The organism is Amycolatopsis sp. NPDC114503, assembly GCF_055633655.1.
In genome coordinates this window covers 380,552-407,298 of sequence record NZ_JBVKDT010000008.1, presented here as the reverse complement: position 1 = coordinate 407,298, position 26,747 = coordinate 380,552, and the positions used below count along the sequence as shown (strand labels likewise).

Here is a 26,747-nt window from a genome sequence, read left to right as displayed (position 1 = left end):
GGGCGGTCATTGCGCGGCCAGCCAGTCCGCGACCGCGCCGACCGTGTCGCGGCAGCTGCCGCATCCCGTGGTCGCGCGGGTGGTGCGGGCGAGTGCGGCAGCGTCGGTGGCGCCACCCCGCCAGGCTTCGATCAGCCGGCCTTTGGTCACCGCGTTGCAGCGGCAGATAACTGTGGACGAAGGAAGATCAGCCGGGCTGGCGGCCGTCGGCGCGCCCGCGGGCAACGCTCGGCCGAGCAGAACAGCGAGCCGGTCTTCGGGTACTGGCGTGCCTCGATCGTGCAGCTGCGTCACGGTCGCCGCCGCGTCCGGCAAGCCGAGCAGGATCGCGCCGGTCACGCGGTCGCCGCGCACGACGAGCTTGCCGTACCTTCCGCCGGACGGATCGTCGAAGGTCACGACCTCGGCGGCGTCGTCCTCGCTGGTCACCTGAGTTTCGCCGAGTGCGGCGAGATCGATGTCGCGAGCCTTGAGCCGGGTCACCGTGCGAGTGCCGCGATACCGCGCCGTGGCGTCCGCGCCGGTGAGCAGGTCCGCGAGCACCGCGGCCTGTTCCCACGCGGGCTGCACCAATCCCGCCGGCGCGCCTGGGTGGCGTGCGCAATCGCCCAGCGCGTGGATCCGGCCGTCGCTGGTCCGAAGCAGATCGTCGACCAGGATGCCGCGGTCCACCGCGAGTCCGGCGGCTTCGGCGAGCGAAGTCTCCGGCCGGACCCCGGCCGCGACGACCACGAGGTCAGCGGGAACGAAGCTGCCGTCGTCGAGTTTCAAGCCGTCGCCGGGAAGGTGCCGCGCGGCCGTTACCTCGAACCGGAACGTCACGCCCAGCTCCGCCAGCCGGCGCGCCAGCACTCGGCCGGCACCGGAATCCAGTTGCCGTTCCAGCACATGCGGCTGCGGGTGCACCACGGTCACGTTCGCACCGCGACCGGCCAGCCCTCGTGCGGCTTCCAAGCCGAGCAGGCCGCCGCCGAGTACCGCGACCGGCGCTCCCGGTCGTGCGGCGTCGACGATGCGCGCACAGTCGTCCAGCGTCCGGAACGTCACGACCTCCGGCCCGAGTTCAAGGCCTTCGACCGGCGGCAACCAGGGCGCGGCACCGGTCGCGAGAACCACGGCGTCGTAGGGGAAATCTTCGGTTTCCGTGCGGACAATCCGTCGTGCCGCGTCGATCCGCGTCACCCGAGTTCCGAGCCTCAGGTCGACCCGCGCCTGCTCTGCCCATCCCGAATCGTGCAGCCGCACTGTTTCCGGGTGCATTCCCCCAGCGACCACAGTGGACAGCAACACCCGGTTGTACGCCGGATGCGGCTCTTCGCCAAGCACAGTCAGCCGTACTCGGTCCGCCTCCGGATCACGCCGCCGGATCTCGTCCGCGAGGCGTGCACCGGCCATCCCGTACCCGATGATGACGACGTTCCGCGCGCTCATGCTTCCGCCCTCGCCAACGACACCGCGCACACCTTGAACTCCGGCATCCGGCTCACCGGGTCGAGCGCCGGGTTGGTCACCAGATTCGCCCGTGCCGCACCGGGAAAGTGGAACGGCAGGAAGACCAGGTCGGCCCGCATCGACGAAACACACCGCACCTGCGCGACTGTCTCCCCGCGCCGCGACCGCACCACCGCGCGATCGCCGTCGGCCAGCCCGGACCGCGCCGCGGTGTCCGGGTGCACCTCGACGAATACCTCCGGCACGACCGCCGTCAGCTCCGCGATCCGGCGAGTCTGCGCACCGGATTGGTAATGCTGCAACACTCGGCCGGTCGTGGCCTGCAACGGAAACGTCTCGTCCGGCAACTCAGCGGGTCCACTGTGGTCGACGTCCGCGAACCGCGCCCGTCCGTCCGGATGCGCGAATCCCTCGAGAAACATTCGCGGCGTGCCCGGGTGCGTCTCGTCCGGAACCGGCCAGTGCAGCGCTTCCCCGGACCGCAACCGTTGATAGGTCACGCCGGAGTAGTCCGCCGCTCCCCCTTTCGACGCTGCGCGCAGCTCCTCGAAGACCTCCGTCGCGTCGTCCGGAAACCTCTCGGCTGGCTGTCCAATCCGGACTGCGAGTTCCCGCAAGAGCGTCAGATCGCTGCTTACTCCGTCCGGCGGGTCGATCGACCGCTGCCGCAGGAGGACCCGGCCTTCGAGGTTGGTCAACGTGCCTTCCTCCTCGGCCCATTGCGGCACCGGGAAAACCACGTCGGCCAGTTCCGCGGTTTCCGACAGGACGAAGTCCGCCACCACGAGAAGATCCAGTCCAGCCAACCGGTCCTGTACCCGAGCCGACCGCGGCGCGGACACCACCGGATTGCTTCCGAACACGAGCAACGCCTTGATCGAATCGCCCAATTCATCGAGCAACTCGACCGCCGACCGGCCCGGCCCCGGCAAGCTTTCCGGCGGCACACCCCAAACTCCGGCCACGTGCGCACGCGCCGCCGGGTCGTCGATCTTGCGATACCCCGGCAGTTGATCCGCCTTCTGCCCGTGCTCCCGCCCGCCCTGGCCGTTGCCCTGCCCGGTCAGGCAACCGAACCCGGAACCGGCACGGCCGGGCAATCCCAGCGCGAGCGCCAGGTTGATCCACCCGCCGACTGTCGCGGTGCCGGACGCGTGCTGTTCCGTACCGCGCCCGGTGAGCACATACGCATTTCCCGCCCGGGCCAGCACTTCCGCCGCCCGGCGCTGATCCGCGGCCGAGACGCCGGTCACCCGCTCGACCCGCTCCGGCCACCAGGTAGCGGCGATTCGCCACATCTCGTCGAACCCAGCCGTCCGAAGATCCACATAGGACTTGTCCAGGTGTCCCTCGGCGACGACCGCGTGCAGGATTCCCAACGCCAGCGCGAGATCCGTTCCCGGCGCGGGTGCGAGGTGCAACGCGGCGCTCTCGGCCGTCGGGGTACGGCGTGGGTCGATGACGATCAGTTCCGCGCTCGCCAGGTGCTGCATGAACGGCGGCATCGTCTCGGCCGGGTTCGCTCCGGCGAGCAGGACGACGTCCGCGCCCGCGAGATCGGTGACAGGGAACGGAAGTCCGCGGTCCACGCCGAACGCTCGGATCCCGGCCGCGGCGGCCGAGGACATGCAGAATCGGCCGTTGTAGTCGATTTGCGATGTTCCGAGCGCAATCCGGGCGAATTTCCCGAGCAGGTAAGCCTTTTCGTTGGTCAGGCCGCCACCGCCGAACACCGCGACCGAGTCCGCGCCGTGTGTGCGCCGGGATGCGCGTAGGCGATCCGCGACGAAATCCAATGCCTCGTCCCAGGAAACCGGCTGCAGTTCGCCGTCTCGGCGGAGCAGCGGCGAGGTCAGTCGTGCGCCGGACTCCAGGAGCGAACCGGCTGTCCAGCCTTTCTGGCACAGGCCGCCCGCGTTGACCGGGAAATCCCTTGGCGTGACCCGGGTTTCAGCCAGGCGCATCCCGCACTGCAAGGCGCAGTACGGGCAATGTGTGTCGACGTGCGGCACAGGCGCTCCTCGGGTCGGCGATGACCCGACGGTAAGGACGCCGTGTTACCTCAACGTGCCGGAATGTTTCAGGGAGTTGACATTGCCCGCCGTCATTGCGGGGGTGCGCAGTGAGTCAGAGGATCGCGCTGACCTCGCGGGCGGCCGCGCGGAGGCCGTCCAGGGCGGCGTTGGTGGAGCGGGGGTCCAGTGCGTGCGAGGCGAGGCGGAAGAGCATCGCGCGGAGAAGGAGCTGGGGCCATTCGGGGAGGTGGGCCCAGCGTTCCAGGAGCGCGCCGGTGGCTCCGCCCCAGCTCAGGGAGTCGACCGCGGCGATGGCCGCGCCCCATTCGCCTGGCCGGTAGTACGGGACGAAGTCGACTACGCCGGGGGCCGCGTCGCCGTCGAAGAGGAGGCCGGCCAGGAGTTCGCCGTGGGCTACCTGGTGCGGGAGTTTGATCGGGCGGCGGGCCGGGGCGAGGATTTCGAACCAGCGGCCGCCTTTTTCCTCGGGGAGGGGGCGGTCTTGTTCTTCCCAGGCGATCCGGTCGGCGATGGCGTCCCGGTCGTCTCGGGAGGAGAGGAAGTCTGGGCGGGGCAGGTCCGCCGTCGCCCGGTGGAGGCGGACTGCGGCGAGGATGGATTCTTCGCAGCGGTGTTCGGTGGAGCCGGGGAGATAGCGCCAGGCTGACCAGTCGCCGACTATCCAGCGGCCGTCTCTTGAGCGGACCGGTTTGGAGATGCGCAGGCCTGGGTCGTCGGCGAAGTCCAGGGCCCGGGCGGTCCAGAGGGCTTGGGAGCGGTCGGTGACGCGTTTGAAGACCACGTCGTTGCAACGCCAGGTTCCGGAGTCGGGGAGGAGGGTGATGGCGTCGGCGTCGCTGCCGAACGCGGAGCAGACGCGTTCGGAGGGACGTTCGAGGGTTGACCGCACAAAGGGGGAGGTTACCCCGGGGTGGGGGTGGTTCTTGGGGAGACTCGCTGGTCTCGGGCGGGGGCTACTCGTCGCCTGGCGGCGACATTGCGCCCGGTCCTCGGTGGGGCACCCCGAAGCCCATTGTGATGACGGTCTGAGGGTGGTTGTCAAGGCGGGAAAGATGCCTTGACAACCACCCTCAGACCGCATTTTGGCTTCGTATCGGGGTGCGGGGGTGGTGTGGGTGCCTGGTGGGGTTGTGTGCGCGGGCTGCGGTGGGGTGGGTGGGGCGCGGGGGTTGAGTGGGGTGGCGCGTTGGGGTCGCGGGCGGCGGTATGGCGGGTGGTCTGTGAAGGAGCCCCTCACGGACTTTCGTCACCGGAAAGCCGTGAAGGGCTCCTTGAGGGAATCTGATTCCCTCAAGGAGCCCTTCACGGACTGCTTGCTCAGTAAGTCGGCAGGCTTGGGTCGATCTGCCGAGCCCAGGCCAGGACTCCGCCGCCCAGGTGGGTGGCGTCCTTGAAACCGGCCGCGTGCAGGGCGGCCAGCGCCTCGGCCGAGCGGGCGCCGGACTTGCAGTGCAGGACGATGGGCTTGTCCTGCGGCAGTTCTGCCAGTGCCTCGCCGGAAAGAATCCGGTCCTTCGGGATCAGCGTGGCGCCCTTGATGTTGACGATCTCGTACTCGTGCGGCTCGCGGACGTCGATCAGGGCGAAGTCCTCGCCCGCGTCGAACTTGGCCTTGAGTTCCGCGGGAGTCAGGGTGCTGCCCGACGCGGCGGAAGCGGCCTCGTCCGACACGACGCCGCAGAAAGCCTCGTAGTCGACCAGTTCCGTGATCTTCGGGGTCTCCGGGTCCTTGCGGATCTTGACCTCGCGGTACTTCATCTCCAGCGCGTCATAGGAGATCAACCGCCCGAGCAAGGGCTCTCCGATGCCGGTGATGAGCTTGATCGCCTCGGTCACCATGATCGAGCCGATCGACGCGCACAGCACGCCCAGGACTCCGCCTTCGGAGCAGGACGGGACCATGCCGGGGGGCGGCGGCTCGGGGTAGAGATCCCGGTAGTTGAGACCCTTGCCGTTCGGGGCGTCCTCCCAGAAGACGCTGACCTGGCCTTCGAACCGGAAGATCGAACCCCACACGTACGGCTTGCCGAGCAGCACCGCGGCGTCGTTCACCAGGTAGCGCGTGGCGAAGTTGTCGGTGCCGTCGACGATCAGGTCGTACTGGCCGAAGATCTCCAGCGCGTTCGCCGATTCGAGGCGCTCGGTGTGCAGGTGCACTTTGACCAGCGGGTTGATCTCGGCGATCGACTCCTGCGCCGACGCGGCCTTGAGCTTGCCGAGGTCGGACTGGCCGTGGATCACCTGGCGCTGCAGGTTGGATTCGTCGACGACGTCGAAGTCGATGATGCCGAGCGTGCCCACGCCGGCCGCCGCCAGGTACAGCAGCGCCGGGCTTCCGAGGCCGCCCGCACCGATGACCAGGACCTTCGCGTTCTTCAACCGCTTCTGCCCGACCACCCCGACGTCCGGGATGATCAGGTGACGGCTGTACCGGGCCACCTCTTCCTTGGTGAGCTCGGCTGCCGGCTCGACGAGCGGCGGCAGTGCCGTGTCTGACATCGGGTCCTCCATACTCGCGCGGGTCGCGTAGTCGATCCCAGTATGTTCAACGCCCGCCCGCAAGGGAGACTTCCCTGCTCTCAGATCGTGGGACGTTGTTACTGGCCCGGCGGCGTCGGGTTCGGCCACGCGTTCGGCTTGCAGACGTGGTGGTCCGCGGCGACCTTGCCCTTGTCGCCGCCGGGGATGTTGTTGAGCATCGCGACGTAGTCGTCGGCCACGCCGAACGACTGCTGCATCATCACCGGCGCGGGCTGGTCGTTTCCCGGACAGCCGACGTGGTTGTTGCCCAGCGCGTGCCCGACCTCGTGATTGATGGCGTACTGCCGGTACCCCGTCATGTCCGATCCGTAGACCTTCGCGCCGCGCGACCAGCGGGCCAGGTTGATCAGCACCCGGCCCATGCTGCGCCGGTAGCAGGAGGCCTCGAATTTGATCTGGAACCCGCACGCGTCCGGCCGGTGCGTGGTGTCCGGCGTGGTGAGGCTCACCCGGAAACTCGGGTTCGGATAGCTCGCGTCGACCCGCTGCAACCGGATCTCGCCGTTCCACGTCCAGCTGCGCGGATCGGACAAAATGCCCTGCACCGCGGTGCCGAAGCTGTCGTCGCCGGCATAGCTGGCCGGGTCGATGCCGTCCTCGACCTCGACGGTGTAGGTGTAGAGCTTCCCGGACTTGCCCACGACGTCGCTCGACCCCTGCACCACGTGCCAGGTGCCCTTGCCGGTCTGTGTGAAATTGCCGCCGCTGGGCAGGTCAGCGGTGGGCACGTTGAGGTTCACCGGCTGCGCGGGGTTCTCCGGGATGCCGCCGCCACCGTCGATCGCGCCCGAGGACGAGTCGCCGGACGCGACCTCGCCGCTGCTGCCGGCCGTACCGGCGTCGGACGGGCCGGTGGCGGTGTTGACCGCGACCAGCACGGTGATCACGGCCAGGATCGGCAGCGCGTACACGCGCCAGCCGTAGGTCTTCACGAACCGGCCGAACGGCGACTGCTGCTTCTTCTTCGACGCCGGGCGCTTCTCCGGGTCGTCCTTGGGTTTCCAGGCGGCGGCGAGCGGCTCCGCGCTGGTACGGCGTCCGCCCGGCCGGTACCGGTCCTCGCCCACGCGCTGGGCGGGCTTGCGCGCGGGCCGGTACTGGCCGACGCGCGACGAATCGGACTCCGGATCGCCGGAACCGGAAGAAGCCGAAGACCCTGAACGCCGGGCCGACCCGGCGGTCGGGCCCCGCCGGTCTTTCGCTCGCGCGTCCTGCTTCAGCCGGTCCACCGATCCAGGGTGCCACACGGCGGCGACGTTCCCGGCAGCGACTGGCGGGCTCCCCGGCGATCCGCGGTCCCCCGTTCGGGCTACCAGGAGCCCGTGTCCGCGCCCTCCCACAGACCGAGCACGGCCCGCGCGACCACCTGCGGACGTTCCATCTGCGCGACGTGACCGGTGCGCGGGAGCACCAGCATCCGGGCGTGCGGAATCGTCTGCGCGGTCCGCAGCGCGCGCTTGACCGAGATCACCCGGTCGTGGAGTCCCCAGACCACCAGCGTCGGTGCCTGGACCTGTTTGGCGACCGACCACAGCGACCCGGAGCCGAGCGCGGTCCAGCGCCGGAAGATGCCGAACGTGCTGCGTTCCATCGCGGCCAGCGCCCACGGGAAGCCGGCGCGCGCGGCGTGCTCCTCGACCAGTTCGTCCAGCCGGGCGTCCGGGAACCGCGACGGATCGTGGAAGCACAGCTTGATGACCTGCGCGGCGCGTTCGCGGGCGGTCATCCCGGCCATCCGGCGGCGCACCCGCGCCCCGACCACCGGGAGGTAGGCCAGCGCCATCAGCGGATCCGACAGCCGGCGCGGGTCCGGGCGGCGGTCCGGCATCGCCGGGGAGATCAGGGTGAGAGTTCTCACCAGCTCCGGCCGCCGCGCCGCGAGCAGCAGCGAGATCGCGCCGCCCATCGAGTTGCCGAGCAGATGCACCGGTTTGCCGAGCTGCTCCAGCCGGCTCGCGATGACCTCGGCGTGGTCGTCGAGCCCGAAGGCGAATCCTTCCGCCGGTTCCGAATAGCCGAATCCGGGCAGGTCAACGGCCTGCCCGGGAGCGGTCGGGGCGAGCAGCCCGGCGAGGTCGGTCCAGTTCGTGGACGATCCGCCGAGCCCGTGCACGTACACCGCGGGCGTGCCGTCCGGGCCCGGCGTGTGCCGGATGTGCAGGCCGTCCTCGACCGTTCCCGGCCAGGCTGGCAGCGCCCCGTCGAGCGGCGGAAGGGGCGTAGTCGACAATGGCACCTGGGTCACCGGCGGGCGGACCGCCGCCGCGGCCGTGGGGCGGGAGGTCGTGGTCGTCACGAGTCCAGGATGCCTGACCCTTGGCATTTCGGGCGTACCCACGAGTAATGTCAGGCTCACTTCACGAGGTGGTGAACCCGCCCGGCGAAGGCTGCGGACGGAGGAAGAATGACGGAGATGGCGCGACTGCAACGAGGCGTCCGGTTGCCCAGGACCGAGCGCCGTGCCCAGTTGCTGACTGCCGCGCAGCGCGTCTTCGCCGAGCACGGCTACCACGCGGCGGCGATGGACGAGATCGCCGAGGAGGCCGGCGTCAGCAAGCCGGTGCTCTACCAGCACTTCCCCGGCAAGCTCGACCTGTACATCGCGCTGCTGGAAAGCCACGTCGACGACCTCGTCGGCCGGGTGCAGGGCGCGTTGAACTCCACCAGCGACAACCGCCAGCGCGTCCCGGCCACGGTCGGGGCGTTCTTCGACTTCGTGAACAACGACGCCGGCGCGTTCCGCATGGTCTTCGAATCCGACCTGCGCGGCGAGCCCGCCGTTCAGGAGGCGGTCGACCGCGCGACCTCGGCCAGCGTCGAGGCCATCACCGAGACGATCACCTCCGACGCCGGTCTGGACGAGGAGAAGGCTCGTCTGCTGGCCGTCGGCCTGGTCGGGATGAGCCAGGTCAGCGCGCGCTACTGGCTGCAGCACAACCAGTCGATGAGCCGCGAGGACGCCGTGGCGCTCACCGCGAACCTCGCGTGGCGCGGCATCGGCGGCGGTTTCCCGCTCAAGGACAACTGACTCCGTGCGCGTAGTCGCGGTGCCGGGCACGCTCTGCAGCCCGCGGATCTACGCACCGCTCGCGGCCGCACTGCCGGACGAACTGGACACTGTCGACTGGATGACCGCGCCCGGTCCGTGGCGGATCGAAGACGTCGCGGCGCGGGTCGCCGACCGGATTGAGCAGCACGGCGGCCCGGTCACGCTCATCGGGCACTCCACTGGCGGCTGTATCGCGGCGGTCGTCGCGGCCACCCGGCCGGATCTGGTGTCCGCACTGCTGCTCGCGAACACCGGCGCGCACATGCGCGGCCACGGCGACGTCGACCGGATCCTCGCCGCGATCGCCTCCGCCTGGGGCCCCGACCTGCACGCGGGCGTGCTCGACCGGTCCTTCGCCGTCCCCTTGCCGCCGGACCTGCGCGCCGAACTGCTCGGCTATGCCGCCCGGGTCCCGGCCGAAGCCGCGCTGGAAGTCCTGACGAGCCAACGGGATCTGGACCTCACGCCGCGGCTGGCGTCGATCCGCTGCCCGGTGACGGTGCTGCACGGAATCCACGACCGGGCCCGCACTCTCGCCGACGCCCAGCACCTCGTCGACCATCTGCCGGACAGCGAACTCGTCACCGTCGAGACCGGGCACTCCCCGATCTGGGAGGACGTCCCGGCCACCGTCGCCACCCTCGAACGGCTCCGCTAGCTCACTCGCGCGGTTTTCGCTGCCGTGGCACCGATCTGGCCGCTCCGGGCAGTTCGACCAGCAGCTGCTCGAGATGGTCCGGCGGCGCGCCGCACGGATCGGCCAGCCAGGCGTCGGATTTGCTTCGCCGGGACGGTTGTTCCCCGTCGGACAGCAAGGCGACGTAACAGCCGTAATCGATGGCGAACCCGTCGTAGAGCGTTCCCGGCCGCTTTCGGCTGACGATGCCGCGCCGCACCAGGTGCACGAGCCGGGCGTCGTACAGATCGCGCATCGCCGGATCGTGCGCGCCACCGGTGTGTTCGAGCAGGAACGTCCGGGAACGCCGACGGCCCACCACCTCGTCGACGAGCCACCGGAGCAGCGTCAAAGCCGGTTCGTTCCCGTCGATGGCGGCGTATTTGTCGCGCAGATACCAATCTTGCGCGGCCTGCCGGACGTGCCGGATGCCGATGGTCGCCGTGTTCGCGTGCTGCGCGGCCAGCGCGGCGATGTTGATCGCGTCCCGGGGCACGCCCTCGGCCGCGCGCACGAGTTCGGGAAAAGCGGTGCGGCTGAACGCGGTGGCCACGAATTCCGCGGGGTCGTCGGTCACCGGCATCCGCGGCCGGACGTGATTGAGGAAGAGCTCGGCGAAAAACTGCCTCGACTGGCTCCGGCCGTGGTCGAACAGGAGCACGTCGTCGAAGCTGACCGCGGAGGCCGCGTCCGCGCCGACCTCGATGCCGACGTAATCGCCTTCGCAGCCCGGTTCGCGGAACCGGGACCGGCGTTCCATCGCCGCGATCTTGACCGTCGTCCCGAGTGTCGGGAGCACGCTGCGGCGCAGCAGATCCGCCAGCAACGGTTGCAGGTCAAGGGGAATCGAACTCCACTCGTCCAGCAACAACCACAGCCGGGCCGGAGCCAACGCGGCCGTGATCCGTGCCAGCGCCCGGCTGAGCGGCCCGAAAATGACCTGGTGGTGCTCGATCCCGGTGCGCCGCAACCGATCCGAAGCCGTGACCGAATGCCTGCTGCTGCCCGACATCGTCACCTGGCCGCGCGGACCGCCCGGTCCCCAGGACGCCGAAGCACCGGCACCGGTCGCCTGCTCCGCGGAACCTCCGACAGTCGTCTCCCGCTCGACATTGCCGACGACCTCGACCGTCGTCGCCGCCTCGGTCAGCTCGTCCAGGCCCTGCAGCAGGTCTTCCTGATCGGAAACCCTGGTCTCGATCGCCGTGGTCAGCAGCTGTTCGTGCACCGCTTCCAGCGTGTCGACCAGCAGCTGAGTGCCCCGCAGCGGCACCGGCAGCCGCTGATTCGCGTACAGGCCGTTGGTGGAGCCGATCGTGCGCAAATCCAGGTACACCGAGACATCGTGGGTCTCTTCGACGAGATCGGCCAGGTACAGCAGGGCGTGCGTCTTGCCGGTGCCGCGGCGGCCGTAAAGGATCTGGTGGTCGGCGGAATGCAGCATCGCCGAAAACGACCCGGCCACCACGAAGGTTTTGGCCAGCGTATGCCGGTCCACGCTCTCCGCCCGCCGGGAGATCGCCATCAGGCTCCGGTTGACGTGCGCGCTCAGCGGCTGGCCCATGCGCCCGTCCCGTCCTGTCGGCGACATCCCAACCACCCAGCGTGACAGCGCCGGGCGGCCGGGAACAGCCGACAGTCAGGTACGAGCGCGGAGGAGGTGAACGCGCACGGTTACGAATGTGTGGCTCTCGTGAGTGTTTATTCCGGTTCTAACCGGAAAAACACTCACGAGACGCGCAACAAAGCCCCGATCCGGGTCGCGACCTCGCCCGCCCGCTCCTGCGGAAGCATGTGGCCGGCACCGGGAAAACGGACAAACTCCGCGTCCGGCAGCTCGTCCGCGATCACTTTCGCGTGCGGAAGCGGACAAAGCCGGTCCTTCTCCCCCGCCAGCACCACGGACGGGGTACCGCGCAGGGTCGCCAGCGCGACGCGGCAGTCATGCGTCGAAATCGCGTCCTGGAACGCGCCGAGGCTCGCCGGATGCGCGCACAACAGCTGATCCGCCACGAGCCGAAGGTCCGCGCGGCGCGGGTGGTCGCCGAAAACGAGGAACCGCGCGCCCGAACGCACCATCGCCGGACTCAGCGGCAGCCGCTCGCCCTTGCGGTGCGACAAGGCTTTCGCCAGCCGGCGCTCGAACCGCGCGGAGAACTGGCCCGCCATTCCGGGCAGCCCCAACGTGATCCGGTCCATCTGCCCGGACGACGTCGCCACGAACGCCGTCCCGACGACCCGGTCGCGGACCAGTTCGGGATGCCGTTCGGCCAGCGCCATGATGGTCATGCCGCCCATCGAGTGCCCGGCGAGCACCAGCGGTCCCGAAGGCACGCGCGCGGTGATCAGCTCGGCCAAATCGTCGGCCAGCCGCGGAATCGTCCCGGTTTCCTTGGTGGCGGCGGCGGAACCGCCGTGCCCGCGCAGGTCGTAGCGCAGCGTCCGGACGCCGGGGCCGAGGTGGTCCATCACGCCGTCCCACGTGCGGTGGTCCTGCGTCCAGCCGTGCACCAGCACCAACGTCACCGCGGCATCGGCCGGGCCGCTCATCTCGACGTGCAACGCACAGCCGTCGCTGGTGACGAACCGATGCTCACGAGCGGGATTCCGAAGCCGTTCTACGGTAGTCATTTCGCCTCCGCGGGAAAAAGTACGTCGGCGGTAGTCACTTGCCCTCCGGAAGCAGGAAAGACTTGCGCCAGAACGGTTTCCCTGGCAACCCGACCAGACCGGACTCCTGCAGGAACGGCATGATCTTCTCCCCCGCCCACGCGATCGTCGCGCGCCAATGCGGGTTGTTCAGCGCCGTCTCGACGCCCTCGCGCGGCCGGATCCCGACCGCCTTGTAGACGTTCGGGTTGATGAACGCCCGCGTCACGAAGTACGAGATCAGCGCGATGCTGAACTGCTGGTAGGCGACCTCCGCACGGCCGAGTTTCGCCATCCCCCGGGTGACTTCCTCGCGCGCGAAGGTGACGTGCCGCGCCTCCTCCAGCACGTGGATCCGGTTCACCATCCGGACCAGCGGCTGGATCTCCTCGTCGTTCATCTGCTCGCGCTGCAGCCGGTCGAGCACCTCCTCGGCGACCAGGATCGCGCCGTAGCGCGCCGGGCCGTAGGAAATGGTCGGCATCAGCTTCGCGAACTGCCGCAGCACCGGCACCGGACCGTAGGTCGGGCAGCCGATCCGCGCGGACATCCTCGCGAACATCGTGGAGTGCCGGCATTCGTCGGCGATCTCGGTGAGCGCGAACTGCGCGTGCGCCGTCGTCGGGTCCTGTGCGTAGACCTCCTTGAGCAGCATCTGCATCAGGAGGATCTCGAACCACAGCCCGGTGGTCGCGATGCTGGCCATCTCGTGTTTGCCCAGCTCGATCCGCTGCTCCGGGCTCAGCCGGTCCCACAGCGGAGTGCCGTAGAGCGAGGACCGCTCCGGCAGGATGTACCGCTTGCCCTCCACGAGAGGCGCGTCCCAGTCGATGTCGACGTCCGGGTCGTAGAACTTGTTCGCCGCCGACTTCAGCAACCGCTGTGCCGTCGCCTCCCGGTCGGCCACCTTGAGCGTCCGCGTCATCATCAGCCCCTTTCAGCGCCTGACTCGCCGTTGAATCGAGAAGCCGCGTCCCGCTGCCGCCACGGGCTCTGTGCTCCAGAACATGTAACCCGTGGTAACAGTTACCTCTGGTAGCATGACCGCCGTGATCGAACGTGTCAAGCGCTCCAGCAAGCAGTCCGGCAAGCAGGCGGCCGACACCGAAAAAGACGCGGCGGGCACCGGGGACGCCCGCCGCGATCGCTGGCGCAAGCACCGCATCGCCCGCCGCGCGGAGTTCGTCGAAGCGGCTCTGCGCGCGCTCGACGCGCACGGTCCAGACCTCGGCATGGAGGACGTCGCCGCGGAAGCCGGTGTCACGAAACCCGTGCTGTACCGGCATTTCGAGGACAAGGCCGACCTGTACGTCGCACTCGGCCAGCGCGGCACGGAGATCCTTTTCGAACGGCTGATCCCGGCGATCAACGCGGAACTCGCGCCGGTGCCGCGGATCCGGATGGCGCTCGACGCGTTCTTCGGCGTCATCGAAGAACACCCGAACCTGTACCGCTTGCTGGCACACGGCGGGCTGCCGGGCAAAACCACCGATTCGGACGTCGTCGCGGAGGACAAGGAGGTCATCGCGACCGCGCTGACCGCCCTGCTCGGCGACTACATGCGGATGTTCAACATGGACTCCGGCGCGGCCGAACCGTGGGCGCACGGGATCGTCGGCATGGTCCAGAGCACCGGCGAATGGTGGCTGGACCGGCGCTCGATGGGCCGCGATTCGGTGGTCGAGTACCTCACCCAGATCATCTGGGCGGCGATCGACGGGCTCACCCGCCAGCAAGGCGTGGTGATCGACCCGAACCTGCCGCTCGAGGAGAACAAAGTCGTCCAGCTCGGACGCACCGAGGACAGCACCGCAAACGCCGATACCGACGCAGGCTGACGAGAGGACCCCGGATGAGCGACGAAGACGGCTACACGGGCTCGGCGACGCTGGTCGTCGACGGCACGGAAATCACCGCGGACGTCGATCTGCGCGGCTATTTCCAGCCGATCGACGGTTACTACCACTGGTACGGCCGCGTCGCCGCGGACCCGAAGCTGGCCGACGCGGTCGGCGGGCGCAAGAAGGCGTGCGAGGTGCGGATCGGCGAGCACGCCTCCGAGGGCGAACTGTCCGACCCGGACCCGTGGGGCCGCTACCGGCTCACCGGCACGTCCACGCCGCCGTTCTCCGTCCCGAAAACCCTCGCCGAGGTCGAAGAAGCCACCGCCTGACCAGGCCGCACAACGCGAGAAGGCCGCTCCGGAAACGATCTCCGGAGCGGCCTTTCGCGTACGGCTGGGCTCAGTCGCCGACGCCGAACCCGACCTTGCGGACGTCGGACGGGGCGATCTCGACGTACGCGATGCGGTCGGACGGGACCAGGTACTTGCGGCCCTTCTCGTCGTTGAGGCGGAAGAGCCCGTCACCGGCCGTCAGCGCCTCGGCGACCAGCTTCTCCACCTCTTCGGGAGTCTGGCCACTGGACACCACCAGCTCGCGCGGCGTGTCCTTGATGCCGATCTTGACCTCCACGTGGGACCTCCGCTGAAAACTCGTTGTGACTACGCCCGGCAAGGCTAACCGAAGCGGGCCGCCCCGGTGGCGTGCGACCAGCGGGTGATTCGCGACCACCCGCTCAGCCCAGCCCCAGCGCCTGCATGCGCTTGGTGTGCCCTTGCTGCAACCGGCGGAACAGCGCGCCGATTCCCGCGAGGTCGCCGGAGCCCGCGACGATCAGTTCGGCCAGGCCATCGCGTTCGGCCACCACGTATTGCGCCTGGGTGAGCGCCTCGCCGAGCAGGCGGCGACCCCACAGCGCGAGCTTGTCGCGGGCCTTCGGATCGGCCTTGATCCCGGCCGCGACTTCGCGCTCGGCGAACGCCGAATGCCCGGTGTCGGCGAGCACGGTCAGCACCAGGTCCTTGGTCTCGGGGTCGAGCCAGTTCGCGATCTCGCGGTAGAGATCGGCCGCGAGCCCGTCCCCGACGTACGCCTTGACCAGCGATTCCAACCACGACTTAGGCCGGGTGGAGCCGTGCCACGCGTCCACTTGCGACATGAACGGCGCCATCGCGTCTTCGACCGCGACGCCGTTCGCGGCCAGATGCTTCGTGAGCAGATCGAGGTGCCCGATCTCGGCGGCGGCCATCGAGGCGAGCGCGGCGCGGCCGGCGAGCGTCGGCGCGCTGCGGGCGTCCTCGGCCATCCGGTCGAATGCGGAGAGCTCCAGGTAGGCGATCACGCCGAGCAGGTCGACGACGCCTTCGCTGATCGCGGGCGGAGATGCGGCGGGCACTGAGGACACGGCAGCTTCGGCGGGGTCGGTCACGGCGACGAGGGTATCGCCGAACCGCAGGCCCGCGCCGTGAAGAGACCGATCCCACGCCGCGCCGCCGCTCCCGGTATTCCCCGGAAAACACCTGACCAGGTACAGTGGGGTCGGATAAACAGAGCTTCGCCGTGCCGGACCGCCCTTTTTCGAGGGGTCCCTGGAGCGGCGGGAACCAGGCGAGCGGCCGGTGCCACCAGGGCGACCGGGGTTCGCCGCAAGTGTGCGTGCACGCCTCCTAGCGGCATTCCCGGGAGGGCGGCTCCGACACCACTGGCCTCCTCAGTCGAGGCGCAGGTGCGAGCCAGGCCCCCGGTCGAGTGTCGAGTGACAACCCGGCCTGTGCGCGCTGGTCACGAGAGAGGCGATCACCCTGACCGCAGAACAGTCCACAACCGAACAGACCGAACCCGCGCAGGCCACCGCCGCTGTCGCCCTCGAGCACAGCGAAAACGGACCGGCCGCGCTGGACACGTCGCACCCGCTTCAGGCCGGTGCCCCGGTGACCGAAGAGGCGCCGACGTTCGAGTCGTTCGGTGTGAAACCGGAAATTGTCAAAGCGCTCGTCGAAGCGGGCATCGAGCACACGTTCGCCATCCAGGCGCTCACCCTGCCGCTGGCCATGGCCGGCGACGACCTCATCGGCCAGGCCCGCACCGGCATGGGCAAGACGCTCGGCTTCGGCGTGCCGCTGCTGCACCGCGTCGAGGTGCCCGGCGACGGCACCCCGCAGGTGCTGGTCGTGGTGCCCACGCGCGAGCTGTGCATCCAGGTCGCGAACGACCTGAAGGGCGCAGGCAAGCACCTCGGCATCCGCACGCTGGCGATCTACGGCGGGCGGCCGTACGAGCCGCAGATCGAGGCGTTGCGCAAGGGCGTCGACGTCGTCATCGGCACGCCCGGACGGCTGCTGGACCTCGCCGAGCAGCAGCACCTGGTGCTCGGCAAGATCCGCGGCCTCGTCCTCGACGAGGCCGACGAGATGCTCGACCTCGGCTTCCTGCCGGACATCGAGCGGATCCTCCGGATGGTGCCGGACGAGCGGCAGACCATGCTGTTCTCCGCCACGATGCCGGGCCCGATCATCACGCTCGCGCGGACGTTCCTGAACCAGCCCACGCACATCCGGGCCGAGGAGAACGACGCCGGAGCGATCCACGAGCGCACCGCGCAGTTCGTCTACCGGGCGCACTCGATGGACAAGACGGAGCTGATCGCACGGGCGCTGCAGGCCGAGGGCCGCGGGCTCACGATGATCTTCAGCCGCACCAAGCGCACTGCTCAGAAGATCGCCGACGACATGGTGGAACGCGGCTTCGCGGCCGCCGCCGTGCACGGCGACCTCGGCCAGGGCGCGCGCGAGCAGGCGCTGCGCGCGTTCCGCTCGGGCAAGGTCGACGTCCTGGTGGCGACGGACGTCGCGGCTCGGGGCATCGACATCGACGACGTCACGCACGTCATCAACTACCAGTGCCCCGAGGACGAGAAGACCTACGTGCACCGCATCGGCCGGACGGGCCGCGCGGGCCGCACGGGTGTCGCGGTCACTCTCGTCGACTGGGACGAGGAACCGCGCTGGAAGCTGATCTCGGACACACTGAACCTCGACCTGGCGGAGCCGATGGAGACGTACTCGTCGTCGCCGCACCTGTACAGCGACCTGGGCATCCCGGAGGGCACGAAGGGCCGCCTGCCGCTGTCGAAGCGCACGCGGGCCGGCCTGTCCGCCGAGAAGGAAGAAGACCTGGGCGGCAAGCGCCGAGGCCGTCGTGGTTCTTCCGGACCTTCCGCTCCGGCCGCGGAGGAGGAAGCCCCGCGCAAGCGCAACCGCGCCCCGCGCAAGCGGACCCGCGGCGGAGCCCGCTCGGCTGCGGCTATTGAAGCCGCGGACGCCGCCGCTCCGGCGTCGTCTGGTTCGGACCAGCAGGAAGACCGCCCCCGGACCCCGCGCCGCCGCACCCGCTCCGGAGCGGACGCGACCGGCCCGGCGACGACCACCGGCAACGCCACCCCCGCGACGACGTCCGACTCCGGCGAAACCGGAGACCGCCCGGCACGCCGCCGCCGTCGCCGCCGTCCGTCCGCATCTGATACACCTGCGTCGGCAGACTGAGCGACACACCGGGGAGTCAGTTACGTGAACGACCACGGGAACGGCGAAACGCCCCCCGAACCTGGATCGAACGTAGCGGGCACTCCCGCGAATCCCGACGAACGCCCCCGGCCGGACCTTCCGGCCGGGGCGCACGTCTCGGGCGAGGGTGTTGCTTCGGGGCCGGATGGGTCGACTGCTGGGGATGGGCCGGTTTCGTCGGACGGGACGGCTGCTCCGGGCAGGGGTATCCCGGATGCCGACCTGCCGACTCCCAGCGAGACGACCGCGCCTGCGAGCCAGGGTGCGATCCCGTCCTCCTCGGACACCGGTCTGCCGACTTCCGGCAGGCAGGCCGAGAAGGCTTCCGCCGCACCGATTCCCCCGGCTGCGAACCCGGCGTCGGCAACCTCCGGCAGCCACACTGACGCGACTTCCTCCGAGCTAGCCGAGGCCGCCTCGGGCTCCACCGCGTCAGCTCCCGACGGCTCTGCCGGGGGCACTTCCGCTGGCCCGGCCGTTCCCGGCTCACAGGCCGAGGCCCCCGACGCGCCTGCCACCGAAAAGACTTCCGCCGACCCAGACCGGCCCTCTGCCGACTCCACCGCCCCCGCTCCGAGCGGCGCTGCCGGAAACACCTCCGCCGCATCAGCGGTGCCCAACCCGCAGCCCGCAGCCCCCGGCATGCCAGCCGCCGAAAAGGCTTCTTCCGAACAGTCCCCATCGGCTCCCCGGCACGCGAGCCCCAACACCCCAATCCCGCCGGTCACCCCCGAGGAACAAACCGGCCCCATCGCGCGCGTCGCCGACGCCGGGGTCACCAGCACCCCCGCCGAGCCCTACGGTTCCGAAAACCTCCTCCCCCGCCGCCCCTCCGCGGATTCCGTTGCGCCGCCGGGGAAAGCCCGCCGCTCGCCGTGGAACCGAGGCCGGGACCGGGTGATCGCGGGGGCGATCGTCGTCGTGGTCGCAGTGGTCGCCGCGATCGTCGCCGGCACCAGCGACAACCTGCACACCAGCCGCGCCCTGGCCGACCCGCCGCACGCCCTCCCCTCGCCGCCGACCGCGGTCCCGGGGTCGATGACGCAGCTGTGGCAGGCCCCAAGCTCGGCGACGCCAGTCCCGGTCGGACAGTCCGACACCGTCACCACCGCGGACGGCAGCGAGGTCGCCGGCCGCGATCCGCTCACCGGGCAGATCCGCTGGCACTACACCCGCGAAAACCTGCAACTGTGCACTGTGGACGCTGCCTGGGGCCGGGTGAACGCCGTGTACCACAAGACAATGGGCTGCAGCGAGGTCACTCAGCTCGACCCCGCCACCGGCCGCATCACCGCCCAGCGCAACGGCGACGCCGAGCTGGGCACCCGCCTGGTCAGCGACGGCAGCCACGTCACGACCACCGGCAAACATCTCCTCGACACGTGGCGCGACGATCTCGTGAAGAGCATGGAGTACGGCAAAGTCCCGTTCCTGCAAAACGCGAACAAGCAACCGCGCCCCAACTGCACTTACGGGACTGTAGCAATGGCCGCCGACAAAATCGGCGTCATCGAACGCTGCCCCGGCGACCGCACGGATCGCCTGACCGTCTACAAGGCGACCGCCGAGCACGAGGACGAACCGAAGGTCACCTACACCGCCCTGCTGGCCGGCAAGCGGGCCCGGGTGATCGCGATGTCGGGCGACCTCACCGGTGTCCTGCTGCCGGATCAGAAGCTGTACGTCGTCTACGGCGCGGACGGTTCGCAAAAAGCCGCCTACCCCATGGATCTCCCCGCCTCGGACGTAGCGAACGACCCGGTCGGCGGCACCGAAGCGACGACCCGCACCGCAGCCGGGATTTACTGGTACACCGGCTCGAAAACCGTCGCTCTGTCCCGAGACGACCTGTCGCCGCGCTGGACCCTGGACGGCACGCTCGGCCCAGGAATCACTTTCGCGACCCAACTGGTAGTCCCGATCCGCGGCGGACTGGCCGTACTGGACGAAACGAACGGCGCAACGCTACGCACAGTCGGCGTCGACCGCGGCGTCTACGCGGGTCCGATCCGTCTCACCGCGCTGGGCCCGGTGCTGCTGGAACAACGCGGCCCGAACGTCGCCGCCCTGCGCTGACTCAGAACCACCACAACACGCAGAACGTCGCCCCCGCGACGGCCACCACGCCAACCCCCGCCAACGCCGCCGCTTTCCCGACCCGACGGTCGGCGATTCGTTGCAACGCAAGCACAATCACCGCGGCCACCGGATGCCCGATCAGCTTGAGCACGCCCGGTCCGGACGCTCCGTTCACGAGGCATAGCACGCCGACTACCAGCACCCCGACGGCCAAGACCGCCATCCCGGCGGCGACTGACCCGGTGAACCCTCGCCACCATCGTCCCCGGGGCTTCCGCCTCGCGGACGATTCGCGGCGCTCGGGTGTCGCTTCCCCGCCGCCGGTCACGCTGGCTTGCTCAGCTGTTTCGTGGGTGATCGCAGCCGCGCCACTCACCTCCGCACCGTTGACCGATGCGGAGCCATGCATAACTGCGTCCGCACCGCGCGCGAGACCATCGACCGCGGTCGAGTCATGGATAACCTCGGCAGCGTAACTCTCCGCTGCGTTGTCATTCCGCGCCGAACCTCGCGACGTCCGTGCCGCGCGCTTCTCTGCCACGTTGTCGTCCCGCGCCAAATCCCGCGACGCCACTACCGCCCGCTCCGCAGCATCAGCCCCAGCGCAGTCCTCGACCGCACGGCCGCCGTCCGCAGTGGCACCACTGGCCAATGTCGCACCACCGCGCGCATCGGCATCGCCGCCGTTCAACGTCGCGGCGTCGCGCACGCCCGCACCGTCGCCGTCCGCACGACCGTTTCCGGCCATGCGTACCGCATGAGCGCTGGCCTCCTCAGCACGACGACCGTCGCGAACCCCACCCTGGCCCGCAGCAAGATCCGTCGCCACAGCAGCAGAATCCTTCCCGGTTACGCGGCGAGCGCCCGCAGCAGCCGCAGCACCGCGCCCCCTGACGGCCCCGCGCCCCCGCGCGTCAGCCGCCTCGCCACGGGCCGCTTTCTCAATCTCCGGTGACGCCACGATCCTCGGGTCCCATCCACGTCTCGGGGAAATCCCCTACGGCGCAAGCAAATCCCACGGTTGCGCGGCAGGAGCGGTCTGCTGTCCCGCCACGCAGCTCGGGCGGAAGTCGCACCATGCGCAGCGGCGGTCGGGGCGGGCGGGGAACAACGTGTCTCCGTCGCCGCCTGCGTCAAGGGTATCTGCTGCCAACCGCAAATCCCCGGCGGTCTCCTCGGCGCGTTCCAGGTGCCGCTTCAGGGTTTCCGGGGTGTGTTCCGCCGCGGCGATCGTGCCGGACGGCAAATGGTGCAACTCGACCTTCGTGCACGGCATGCGCAAAGTGCGCGTCGCGGCTACGGCGTACATCGCCAACGCTTGCGACGCCCGCGCCTCGTGTTCGTCCGGTGCTCGGCGACCGGTTTTGTAGTCCACGATCACCAGTTCGCCGCCGCGCTGGTCGATGCGGTCGGCTCGTCCTTCGATGATCATCGTCGGGCGTCCGCCGGTTGTGCTGACCGGGGCGGAGACCCAGCGTTCCAATCCCACCGGGTCGTCGGTGACGTCGTTGTCCTCCACGTACTCCGCGACCCAGCCCTTCGCTCGCGCTCGGTAGCGCGCGGCCTGGTCGTCGTCGGCGAAACCGACGTCCTTCCAGTGTTCGGACACCAGCGCGATCCCGCGCTGCGGCGTCCGTTTCGCGACCGGCAGGTCGAAAAGCGCCCGCAACGCGTTGTGCACCACCGCGCCCAGCGTGCTGTGCGCCCACGGCCCGGTGCGCTGCGGCGTCGGCCGGTCGAGGTAAGCCAGCCGGTACCGGCGCGGGCAATCGTCAAAGGTGCTCAGCCGCGCCGGCGACACCTTGGTGAGCCGCTGCGGTTGCTCGACGCCGAAGTCGAACCCCATCTGTTCTTTCACGCCGCCCCCTTCCATCGACGCCCACGCTACGCACCCCCACCGACACTTTCCGGCATGGGCCCGGGGGCTAGCCGCCGGCGATGAAGCCCTGCACCGAATTCGCGACCAGCTCGACCGCGATCGCGGCGAGCAGCAGGCCGGCGATCTTCGCCAGGAGCGTGATGCCGCTTTCCTTGATCAGCCGGATGACCACGCCGGAGAACCGCATGCAGGTGTACAGCACGAAATGCACGGTCACAATCGCCAGCGCCAGCGCGATGTAGGCGCCCAGATGCCCGTCAGCCTGGCGGACGAACACGATGGTCGCCGCGATCGCGCCAGGACCGGCCAGCAGGGGCGTGCCAAGGGGAACGAGGGCGACGTTGACGTCCTCCGCCGCCTCGGGCTCGTTGCTGCCCGCGTTGCCCATGAGCAGCTGCAACGCGATCAGCAGCAGAAGCAGCCCGCCCGCGCCCTGAAGCGCGGGAATGCCGATGCCCAGATACGCCAGGATCGCCTGCCCGGCCACCGCGAACAGCGAGATGACCAGCAGCGACACCAGCACCGCCTGCCGGGCCGCTTTCACGCGCGTGGCCATCGGTTTGCGGCCGACCAGGCTCAGGAACACCGGCACCGTGCCGGGCGGGTCCATGATCACGACGAGGGTGATCGTCGCGCTCATGAAGAGCTTCGCGTCGAAGAAATCCGAGACGGCCATCTCAGCCCTTCACCACTTGGAAGCCGGTCGCCCGCCCCACCAATTCCTCCAGCTGGTCCGGCTCGGTCGTTTCCTGGCCGAGCCCGATGGTCTTGTTCGTGCCGTGGTAGTCGCTGGACCCGGTGCGGATCAGGCCCAGTTCGTCGGCCAGCTCGCGGGTGCGCGCCCGGGTCGCCGGATCGTGGTTGGGATGGTTGACCTCGACGCCGGTCAGCCCGCGGGCCGTCAGCTCGCGCAGAGTGTCCTCGCTGATCGTCGCGCCGCGGCTGAAGGCGAAGGGGTGCGCGATCACGGTAACCCCGCCGGCCGCGGTGACCATGTCAATCGCTTCCTCGACCGGAGTGTCGCGGCGCGCGACGTAGTAGCCGCGGCGGCTGTGCAGGTAGTCGCCGAACGCCTCGTCCACGGAACTGACCAGCCCGGCGCGGACGAGAGCCTGTGCGAGGTGCGGCCGTCCCGCGGGCGAGTCCTCGGGCAGCAGGCTCAGGATTTCGTCGGCGTCGACCGGGAGGCCGTCGGCGGCCATCCGCTCGGCCATCCGCCGCAACCGGGTGCGCCGTTCGACGCGCAGCCGCGTCTGTTCCGCGACGATCGCGGGCGCGGTCGGGTCGAAGAGGTACGCGAGCAGGTGCACGCTGATCTCGTAGCCGGTATCCGGATCGATGGACACCGTCGACAGCTCCGCGCCCGGCACGAGAGTCATCCCGGCGGGCAGGGCCGCAGCGGCCGGCGCCCAGCCCGCGGTGGTGTCGTGGTCGGTGATCGCGACGACGTCGAGACCGGCACGCGCGGCAGCGCCGACGAGCTCAGCGGGGCTGTCGGTACCGTCGGAGGCCGTGGAGTGGGCGTGCAGGTCGATGCGCATCGGACCCATTCTCGACGATGCGCTGCGTCACCTCGGCGCCGGGACCAGTGCCGACGCGCCCGGGGTCAGCCGACCGGCTTCTTGCCCCGCGCCGCGCGCTGTGCCTTGATCATGGAGAACCGTTCGGCCTGCTTCTGCTTGTCGCCGAACACGAGCTCGGAGATCGTGTCGTAGAACTCCTCGGGCCGGGGCAGGTAGTCGATCCGGTTCAGCGCCTGGATCTGGCCGGCCGATTCGACGACCATCGTGCCGTAGCCCAGCATCCGGCCCCAGGCCGAACGCTGATAGGTGAGGTCGGTGACCTTGCTGATCGGCATCATCAGCACCTTGGTGGTGAAGACGCCGGTGGTCATCACGAACCGTTTGTCGGTGACGACCAGGCGCTCGACCCACCATTCGATGATCACGTAGGCGAATCGCAGCACCACCGCCAGCGCGACGTACCAGAGGATGTTCTGCACCACCCACATCGAGGGCGGCAGCAGATACGACACCAGCACGCACACGATCAGCAGCGCGGCCGCCTCGAACGTGTCCCAGAGGAGCACCGCCCAGTGGCGGCGGATCCGGATGACCCGCCGCTCGGTGTCGAGGAGGTACTCGTCAGGGTCGCGTGGCGCGAACATGGGTCGAGGGTATCCCCTGTCCTCAGTGGAAGACGTTGCTGACGAACGTGATCACCGATTCGGCCGAGCTGCGGAGGAACTCCACGATGTTGCTGACAAGACCAGCAGCATGGCCCGGCTGGGCGATCACGAAGAACAGCACCAACGCGATACCCACGAGTCCCGCAAGCTTCTTCGCGTTCACAGCGATCAATCCCGTCTCTTCCATGACACCCGGAAAACTGACTTTCTACGTTGTACCGCACTGACCACTCACGCGGGAGGAAAGTCCCGCGCATGGGTCAGCCAGGCGCTCGAAGTGTACCGTACGGCTACTCTCCGTGTACAGGTTCCCGGACGCTAGGGGGTGCGGCCGGGGTCGGCTACGTTCGCGGCATGGACCCTCTCGAACGCTGCGTAGGCGGCATTGTGTTCGACGACCAGGGCAGACTCCTGCTCATCCGGCGTGCGAACGAACCCGGGAAAGGCCAGTGGTCGCTGCCCGGCGGGCGAGTGGAACCGGGCGAAACGGACCATGAAGCGGTGGTCCGGGAGCTCCGCGAAGAGACCGGCCTGGACGTGAGACCGCACACATTGGCCGGGTCGGTCGTCCGCGGCGTCTACGACATCCACGACTACGAATGCACGTGGACCGGCGGAATCCTCACCGCGGGCGACGACGCCTCCGACGCACGGTGGGTCAACTCGGCCGAACTGGTCAATTTAGACGAAGCGGGCCACCTGGTGGACCAGCTCCTGATAACCCTGCGTGACTGGAATCAGGTGCCGGCCGCGTAACTCAGAGCGGTTATTTACGCATTGCCCCGGGCCGCGTCCGCGATTCGGAACGGATTGCGGAGTTGTCGGAAAGTTTCCCCATCGTTCAAGCATCCGCGATGAGCACGGAAAATGCGCGGAACGCTTATTCGATATCGCCGGACGCGCATCGGTTCCGGCGGCGCGGCCGTCGCGGGGCAGTGTGACTGATGGGGCGAATGTGACACAGGTTACGCAGGGTGCAAAGGATCGTCGTGCGTGGCTGAGCCGGTTCTAACCAGCCCAGCCACGCACGAGACAGCTCAGGGCAGCCAGGTCATCCGCTGGCCGTGCGGTGCCGTCCTGGCCAGCGCGCGGGCCTCGGGTTTCCCGTCCAGCCAGGTCGTCAGCCCGAGCACCGCCATCGCGGGCTCTTCTGAATCCGAAGACAGGTCCTCCCGCCCAGGCAATACGGTCTCCAGCCCAGCCCGGTAGAACTCCTGGCTCACCCACCACACCGGCCGGGCCGAGGACAGCCGCGCCAGCTCGGCCACGAAGTCCGCCCGCCGGTCCCCGAGATACGCCAGCGCGTGACTCGTCAGCACCACCAGCGGCAGTTCCGCCGGCAACCGCGCGGCCGCCGACGCCAGGTCATCCACAGCGTCGCCGGCGATCAGCTCCGGCGCGTGCTTCCGCTGTTCCGCGGCAGCCGTCCGCAGCAACCGGATCCGGTCGACCTGGTCAGCCCAGACGCACGCCTCCAGCCATGCCAGCTCGTCCTCGTCCGCGAGGTCCACCGGTGCCCGGTCCAGGCCCGCTCGGGCCGCGACAGCCACCTTCTTGGGCAGCTTGGGCAACTTCGCGCCGTCCGCGACGTCGATCGCGCAGTGCAGCCCGACCGCCGACTTCGCCGGACCAGCCGTGAGCTGCTCGCCGCCGTCGCACTGATAGCGATAACCGAACCGGTCGAGCCCCAGCAGCAATCCCGCGCTGCAGCCGACTTCGAGCAGCGCGATCTTGCCGCCCGCTTCCTTCGCCGCCGCCGCGACAGCCGGGTAAAGCAGCGCGGCGCGGCGCACCTCGTTCGTCTGCGTGTAGCGGGTCGAGATGATCTCGCGGGCTTGATCCACGCGTTCCAGCAGGAACGAGCGGAACAACGGCCACGTCTCGCTGTCGACGCCGTCGAAACCGCCGACAGACGGGTAATACCGCGACAGCGGATGAATCGGATCCGCTTGCACCAGCCGGTGCGCGGCGGCGAACAGCAAAGTGCCGAGCGCTTCGCCGCCGCGAGCGTCCATCAGCAGCGCGGCGACGTCGTCATCCTCGGCCGCGTGCGTGGCGAGGTGGTCGTACAGCGGCGAAACGCCGCGCGCCTCCACCTCGGCGAATCTGCGCAACCGGCGCTTGATCTCTTCCAGGGCGATGGCCACCCGTGCTCCCCTTCGGCGGATCGATCACTCGTGCGGCGTCGGGCGGCCGGGCTGCTCCCCGCCGCGGGTGTCGCCGTAGGACCGTTTCGGCACCATCACTTTGCGCCGGAAAATGCACACGATGGTGCCGTCCTGTTTGTACCCTCGCGTCTCGACGTACACCACTCCCCGGTCGTCCTTGGACTTCGACGGGGTCTTGTCGAGCACCTCGGTCTCGCCGTAGATCGTGTCGCCGTGGAACGTCGGCTTCACGTGCTTGAGCGATTCGACCTCGAGGTTCGCGATGGCCTTCCCGGACACGTCGGGCACCGACATGCCGAGCAGCAGCGAGTAGATGTAGTTGCCGACCACGACGTTCTTGCCGAAATCGGTCGTCTCGCCCGCGTAGTGCGCGTCCAGGTGCAGCGGGTGGTGGTTCATCGTGATCAGGCAGAACAGATGGTCGTCGTATTCGGTGACGGTCTTGCCGGGCCAGTGCTTGTAGACCGCGCCGACCTCGAACTCCTCGTAATACCGTCCGAATTGCACGCTTGCGCCTCCTGTCCGGGTAACACCTGCCGAACCAGGTGCGACACGTATCCGTGGTGAGGAGTACCCTCGACCATCGGTGATCGCGCGTCAACGCGACCCCTGCCACGTCGCACGCC

Annotated in this window: 27 protein-coding genes; 8 read left to right on the top strand and 19 right to left on the bottom strand. The window is 69.3% G+C overall.

What is annotated here, in order from left to right:
• Positions 1-6 precede the first annotated feature (6 nt).
• The 6 genes from ACZ7OI_RS32890 to ACZ7OI_RS32865 all read right to left on the bottom strand — a co-directional run bounded on the left by ACZ7OI_RS32890 (position 7) and on the right by ACZ7OI_RS32865 (position 8,325).
• Entirely contained in the window at positions 7-1,431 is a 1,425-nt protein-coding gene (locus tag ACZ7OI_RS32890; RefSeq protein ID WP_470267957.1) for an FAD-dependent oxidoreductase, read from the bottom strand.
• Entirely contained in the window at positions 1,428-3,464 is a 2,037-nt protein-coding gene (locus ACZ7OI_RS32885) for a molybdopterin oxidoreductase family protein (RefSeq protein ID WP_470267956.1), read from the bottom strand. The genes ACZ7OI_RS32890 and ACZ7OI_RS32885 overlap by 4 nt, the downstream gene beginning before the upstream one ends.
• Positions 3,465-3,579: 115 nt before the next feature.
• Positions 3,580-4,377 (bottom strand): TIGR02569 family protein, encoded by a 798-nt coding sequence (locus ACZ7OI_RS32880; protein WP_470267955.1) that lies wholly within the window; start codon positions 4,375-4,377, stop codon positions 3,580-3,582.
• 428 nt (positions 4,378-4,805) lie between these two features.
• The gene (gene moeZ / locus ACZ7OI_RS32875; RefSeq protein ID WP_470267954.1) at positions 4,806-5,987 is read right to left on the bottom strand and encodes an adenylyltransferase/sulfurtransferase MoeZ; all 1,182 of its coding nucleotides are present in this window, start codon (positions 5,985-5,987) and stop codon (positions 4,806-4,808) included.
• A 98-nt stretch (positions 5,988-6,085) separates the two neighbouring features.
• Positions 6,086-7,258 carry a DUF3152 domain-containing protein gene (locus ACZ7OI_RS32870; protein WP_470267953.1) on the bottom strand — a complete coding sequence of 391 codons (1,173 nt, stop codon included), beginning with the start codon at positions 7,256-7,258 and terminating at the stop codon, positions 6,086-6,088.
• Between the two features lie 80 nt (positions 7,259-7,338).
• Positions 7,339-8,325: an alpha/beta fold hydrolase gene (locus tag ACZ7OI_RS32865; protein ID WP_470267952.1), complete on the bottom strand. Its 987-nt coding sequence runs from the start codon at positions 8,323-8,325 to the stop codon at positions 7,339-7,341.
• Positions 8,326-8,433: 108 nt separating this feature from the next.
• On the opposite strand from ACZ7OI_RS32865, the gene ACZ7OI_RS32860 reads away from it, so the two are divergent.
• Together ACZ7OI_RS32860 and ACZ7OI_RS32855 are read left to right on the top strand one after the other, a co-directional pair.
• Positions 8,434-9,057, top strand: coding sequence for a TetR/AcrR family transcriptional regulator (locus tag ACZ7OI_RS32860; protein ID WP_067585865.1), 624 nt, complete (start codon positions 8,434-8,436; stop codon positions 9,055-9,057).
• 4 nt (positions 9,058-9,061) lie between these two features.
• Positions 9,062-9,736 (top strand): alpha/beta fold hydrolase, encoded by a 675-nt coding sequence (locus ACZ7OI_RS32855; RefSeq protein ID WP_470267951.1) that lies wholly within the window; start codon positions 9,062-9,064, stop codon positions 9,734-9,736.
• 1 nt (position 9,737) lies between these two features.
• On the opposite strand, the gene ACZ7OI_RS32850 is transcribed toward ACZ7OI_RS32855, so the two are convergent.
• From ACZ7OI_RS32850 to ACZ7OI_RS32840, 3 genes are all read right to left on the bottom strand, one after another.
• A complete protein-coding gene (locus tag ACZ7OI_RS32850; protein ID WP_470267950.1) occupies positions 9,738-11,318 on the bottom strand; it encodes a P-loop NTPase family protein in 1,581 nt (526 codons plus the stop codon).
• Between the two features lie 164 nt (positions 11,319-11,482).
• The gene (locus tag ACZ7OI_RS32845) at positions 11,483-12,385 is read right to left on the bottom strand and encodes an alpha/beta fold hydrolase (protein WP_470267949.1); all 903 of its coding nucleotides are present in this window, start codon (positions 12,383-12,385) and stop codon (positions 11,483-11,485) included.
• Between the two features lie 34 nt (positions 12,386-12,419).
• Positions 12,420-13,328 (bottom strand): AurF N-oxygenase family protein, encoded by a 909-nt coding sequence (locus ACZ7OI_RS32840; RefSeq protein ID WP_470267948.1) that lies wholly within the window; start codon positions 13,326-13,328, stop codon positions 12,420-12,422.
• Positions 13,329-13,443: 115 nt separating this feature from the next.
• Between ACZ7OI_RS32840 and ACZ7OI_RS32835 the strand changes: the two genes are divergently transcribed.
• Together ACZ7OI_RS32835 and ACZ7OI_RS32830 are read left to right on the top strand one after the other, a co-directional pair.
• A complete protein-coding gene (locus ACZ7OI_RS32835; protein WP_470267947.1) occupies positions 13,444-14,241 on the top strand; it encodes a TetR/AcrR family transcriptional regulator in 798 nt (265 codons plus the stop codon).
• Between the two features lie 14 nt (positions 14,242-14,255).
• Entirely contained in the window at positions 14,256-14,576 is a 321-nt protein-coding gene (locus ACZ7OI_RS32830; RefSeq protein ID WP_470267946.1) for a DUF4873 domain-containing protein, read from the top strand.
• 70 nt (positions 14,577-14,646) lie between these two features.
• Here ACZ7OI_RS32830 and ACZ7OI_RS32825 read toward each other — a convergent pair whose 3' ends face one another.
• Positions 14,647-14,877 (bottom strand): DUF3107 domain-containing protein, encoded by a 231-nt coding sequence (locus tag ACZ7OI_RS32825; RefSeq protein ID WP_009072973.1) that lies wholly within the window; start codon positions 14,875-14,877, stop codon positions 14,647-14,649.
• 103 nt (positions 14,878-14,980) lie between these two features.
• Positions 14,981-15,673 (bottom strand): ferritin-like fold-containing protein, encoded by a 693-nt coding sequence (locus ACZ7OI_RS32820; RefSeq protein ID WP_470267945.1) that lies wholly within the window; start codon positions 15,671-15,673, stop codon positions 14,981-14,983.
• Positions 15,674-16,175: 502 nt separating this feature from the next.
• On the opposite strand from ACZ7OI_RS32820, the gene ACZ7OI_RS32815 reads away from it, so the two are divergent.
• Both ACZ7OI_RS32815 and ACZ7OI_RS32810 read left to right on the top strand, forming a co-directional pair.
• Positions 16,176-17,786 carry a DEAD/DEAH box helicase gene (locus ACZ7OI_RS32815; protein ID WP_470267944.1) on the top strand — a complete coding sequence of 537 codons (1,611 nt, stop codon included), beginning with the start codon at positions 16,176-16,178 and terminating at the stop codon, positions 17,784-17,786.
• A 663-nt stretch (positions 17,787-18,449) separates the two neighbouring features.
• Positions 18,450-19,883, top strand: coding sequence for an Rv3212 family protein (locus tag ACZ7OI_RS32810; protein ID WP_470267943.1), 1,434 nt, complete (start codon positions 18,450-18,452; stop codon positions 19,881-19,883).
• 1 nt (position 19,884) lies between these two features.
• Here the strand turns inward: ACZ7OI_RS32810 and ACZ7OI_RS32805 are convergent, their stop codons facing one another.
• Entirely contained in the window at positions 19,885-20,262 is a 378-nt protein-coding gene (locus ACZ7OI_RS32805) for a hypothetical protein (protein WP_470267942.1), read from the bottom strand.
• Between the two features lie 78 nt (positions 20,263-20,340).
• Here ACZ7OI_RS32805 and ACZ7OI_RS32800 point away from each other — a divergent pair, with 78 nt between their 5' ends.
• Entirely contained in the window at positions 20,341-20,841 is a 501-nt protein-coding gene (locus ACZ7OI_RS32800) for a hypothetical protein (RefSeq protein WP_470267941.1), read from the top strand.
• 42 nt (positions 20,842-20,883) lie between these two features.
• Here ACZ7OI_RS32800 and ACZ7OI_RS32795 read toward each other — a convergent pair whose 3' ends face one another.
• The 5 genes from ACZ7OI_RS32795 to ACZ7OI_RS32775 all read right to left on the bottom strand — a co-directional run bounded on the left by ACZ7OI_RS32795 (position 20,884) and on the right by ACZ7OI_RS32775 (position 24,125).
• A complete protein-coding gene (locus ACZ7OI_RS32795) occupies positions 20,884-21,732 on the bottom strand; it encodes a RecB family exonuclease (protein WP_470268059.1) in 849 nt (282 codons plus the stop codon).
• 79 nt (positions 21,733-21,811) lie between these two features.
• On the bottom strand, positions 21,812-22,441 hold the full coding sequence (locus ACZ7OI_RS32790) for a MarC family protein (RefSeq protein WP_344288575.1): 630 nt from the start codon (positions 22,439-22,441) through the stop codon (positions 21,812-21,814).
• Position 22,442: 1 nt separating this feature from the next.
• Positions 22,443-23,306, bottom strand: a complete 864-nt coding sequence (locus ACZ7OI_RS32785; RefSeq protein ID WP_470267940.1) for a PHP domain-containing protein — start codon at positions 23,304-23,306, stop codon at positions 22,443-22,445.
• A 65-nt stretch (positions 23,307-23,371) separates the two neighbouring features.
• Positions 23,372-23,932 (bottom strand): PH domain-containing protein, encoded by a 561-nt coding sequence (locus ACZ7OI_RS32780; RefSeq protein WP_009072960.1) that lies wholly within the window; start codon positions 23,930-23,932, stop codon positions 23,372-23,374.
• 22 nt (positions 23,933-23,954) lie between these two features.
• Positions 23,955-24,125 carry a hypothetical protein gene (locus tag ACZ7OI_RS32775; protein WP_086024945.1) on the bottom strand — a complete coding sequence of 57 codons (171 nt, stop codon included), beginning with the start codon at positions 24,123-24,125 and terminating at the stop codon, positions 23,955-23,957.
• Between the two features lie 182 nt (positions 24,126-24,307).
• Here ACZ7OI_RS32775 and ACZ7OI_RS32770 point away from each other — a divergent pair, with 182 nt between their 5' ends.
• Positions 24,308-24,709, top strand: a complete 402-nt coding sequence (locus ACZ7OI_RS32770) for an NUDIX hydrolase (RefSeq protein ID WP_470267939.1) — start codon at positions 24,308-24,310, stop codon at positions 24,707-24,709.
• 281 nt (positions 24,710-24,990) lie between these two features.
• Here the strand turns inward: ACZ7OI_RS32770 and ACZ7OI_RS32765 are convergent, their stop codons facing one another.
• Together ACZ7OI_RS32765 and ACZ7OI_RS32760 are read right to left on the bottom strand one after the other, a co-directional pair.
• Positions 24,991-26,100: a DUF2332 domain-containing protein gene (locus ACZ7OI_RS32765; RefSeq protein ID WP_470267938.1), complete on the bottom strand. Its 1,110-nt coding sequence runs from the start codon at positions 26,098-26,100 to the stop codon at positions 24,991-24,993.
• Between the two features lie 24 nt (positions 26,101-26,124).
• Entirely contained in the window at positions 26,125-26,628 is a 504-nt protein-coding gene (locus tag ACZ7OI_RS32760) for a MaoC family dehydratase (RefSeq protein WP_037815874.1), read from the bottom strand.
• Between the last annotated feature and the right edge of the window lie 119 nt (positions 26,629-26,747).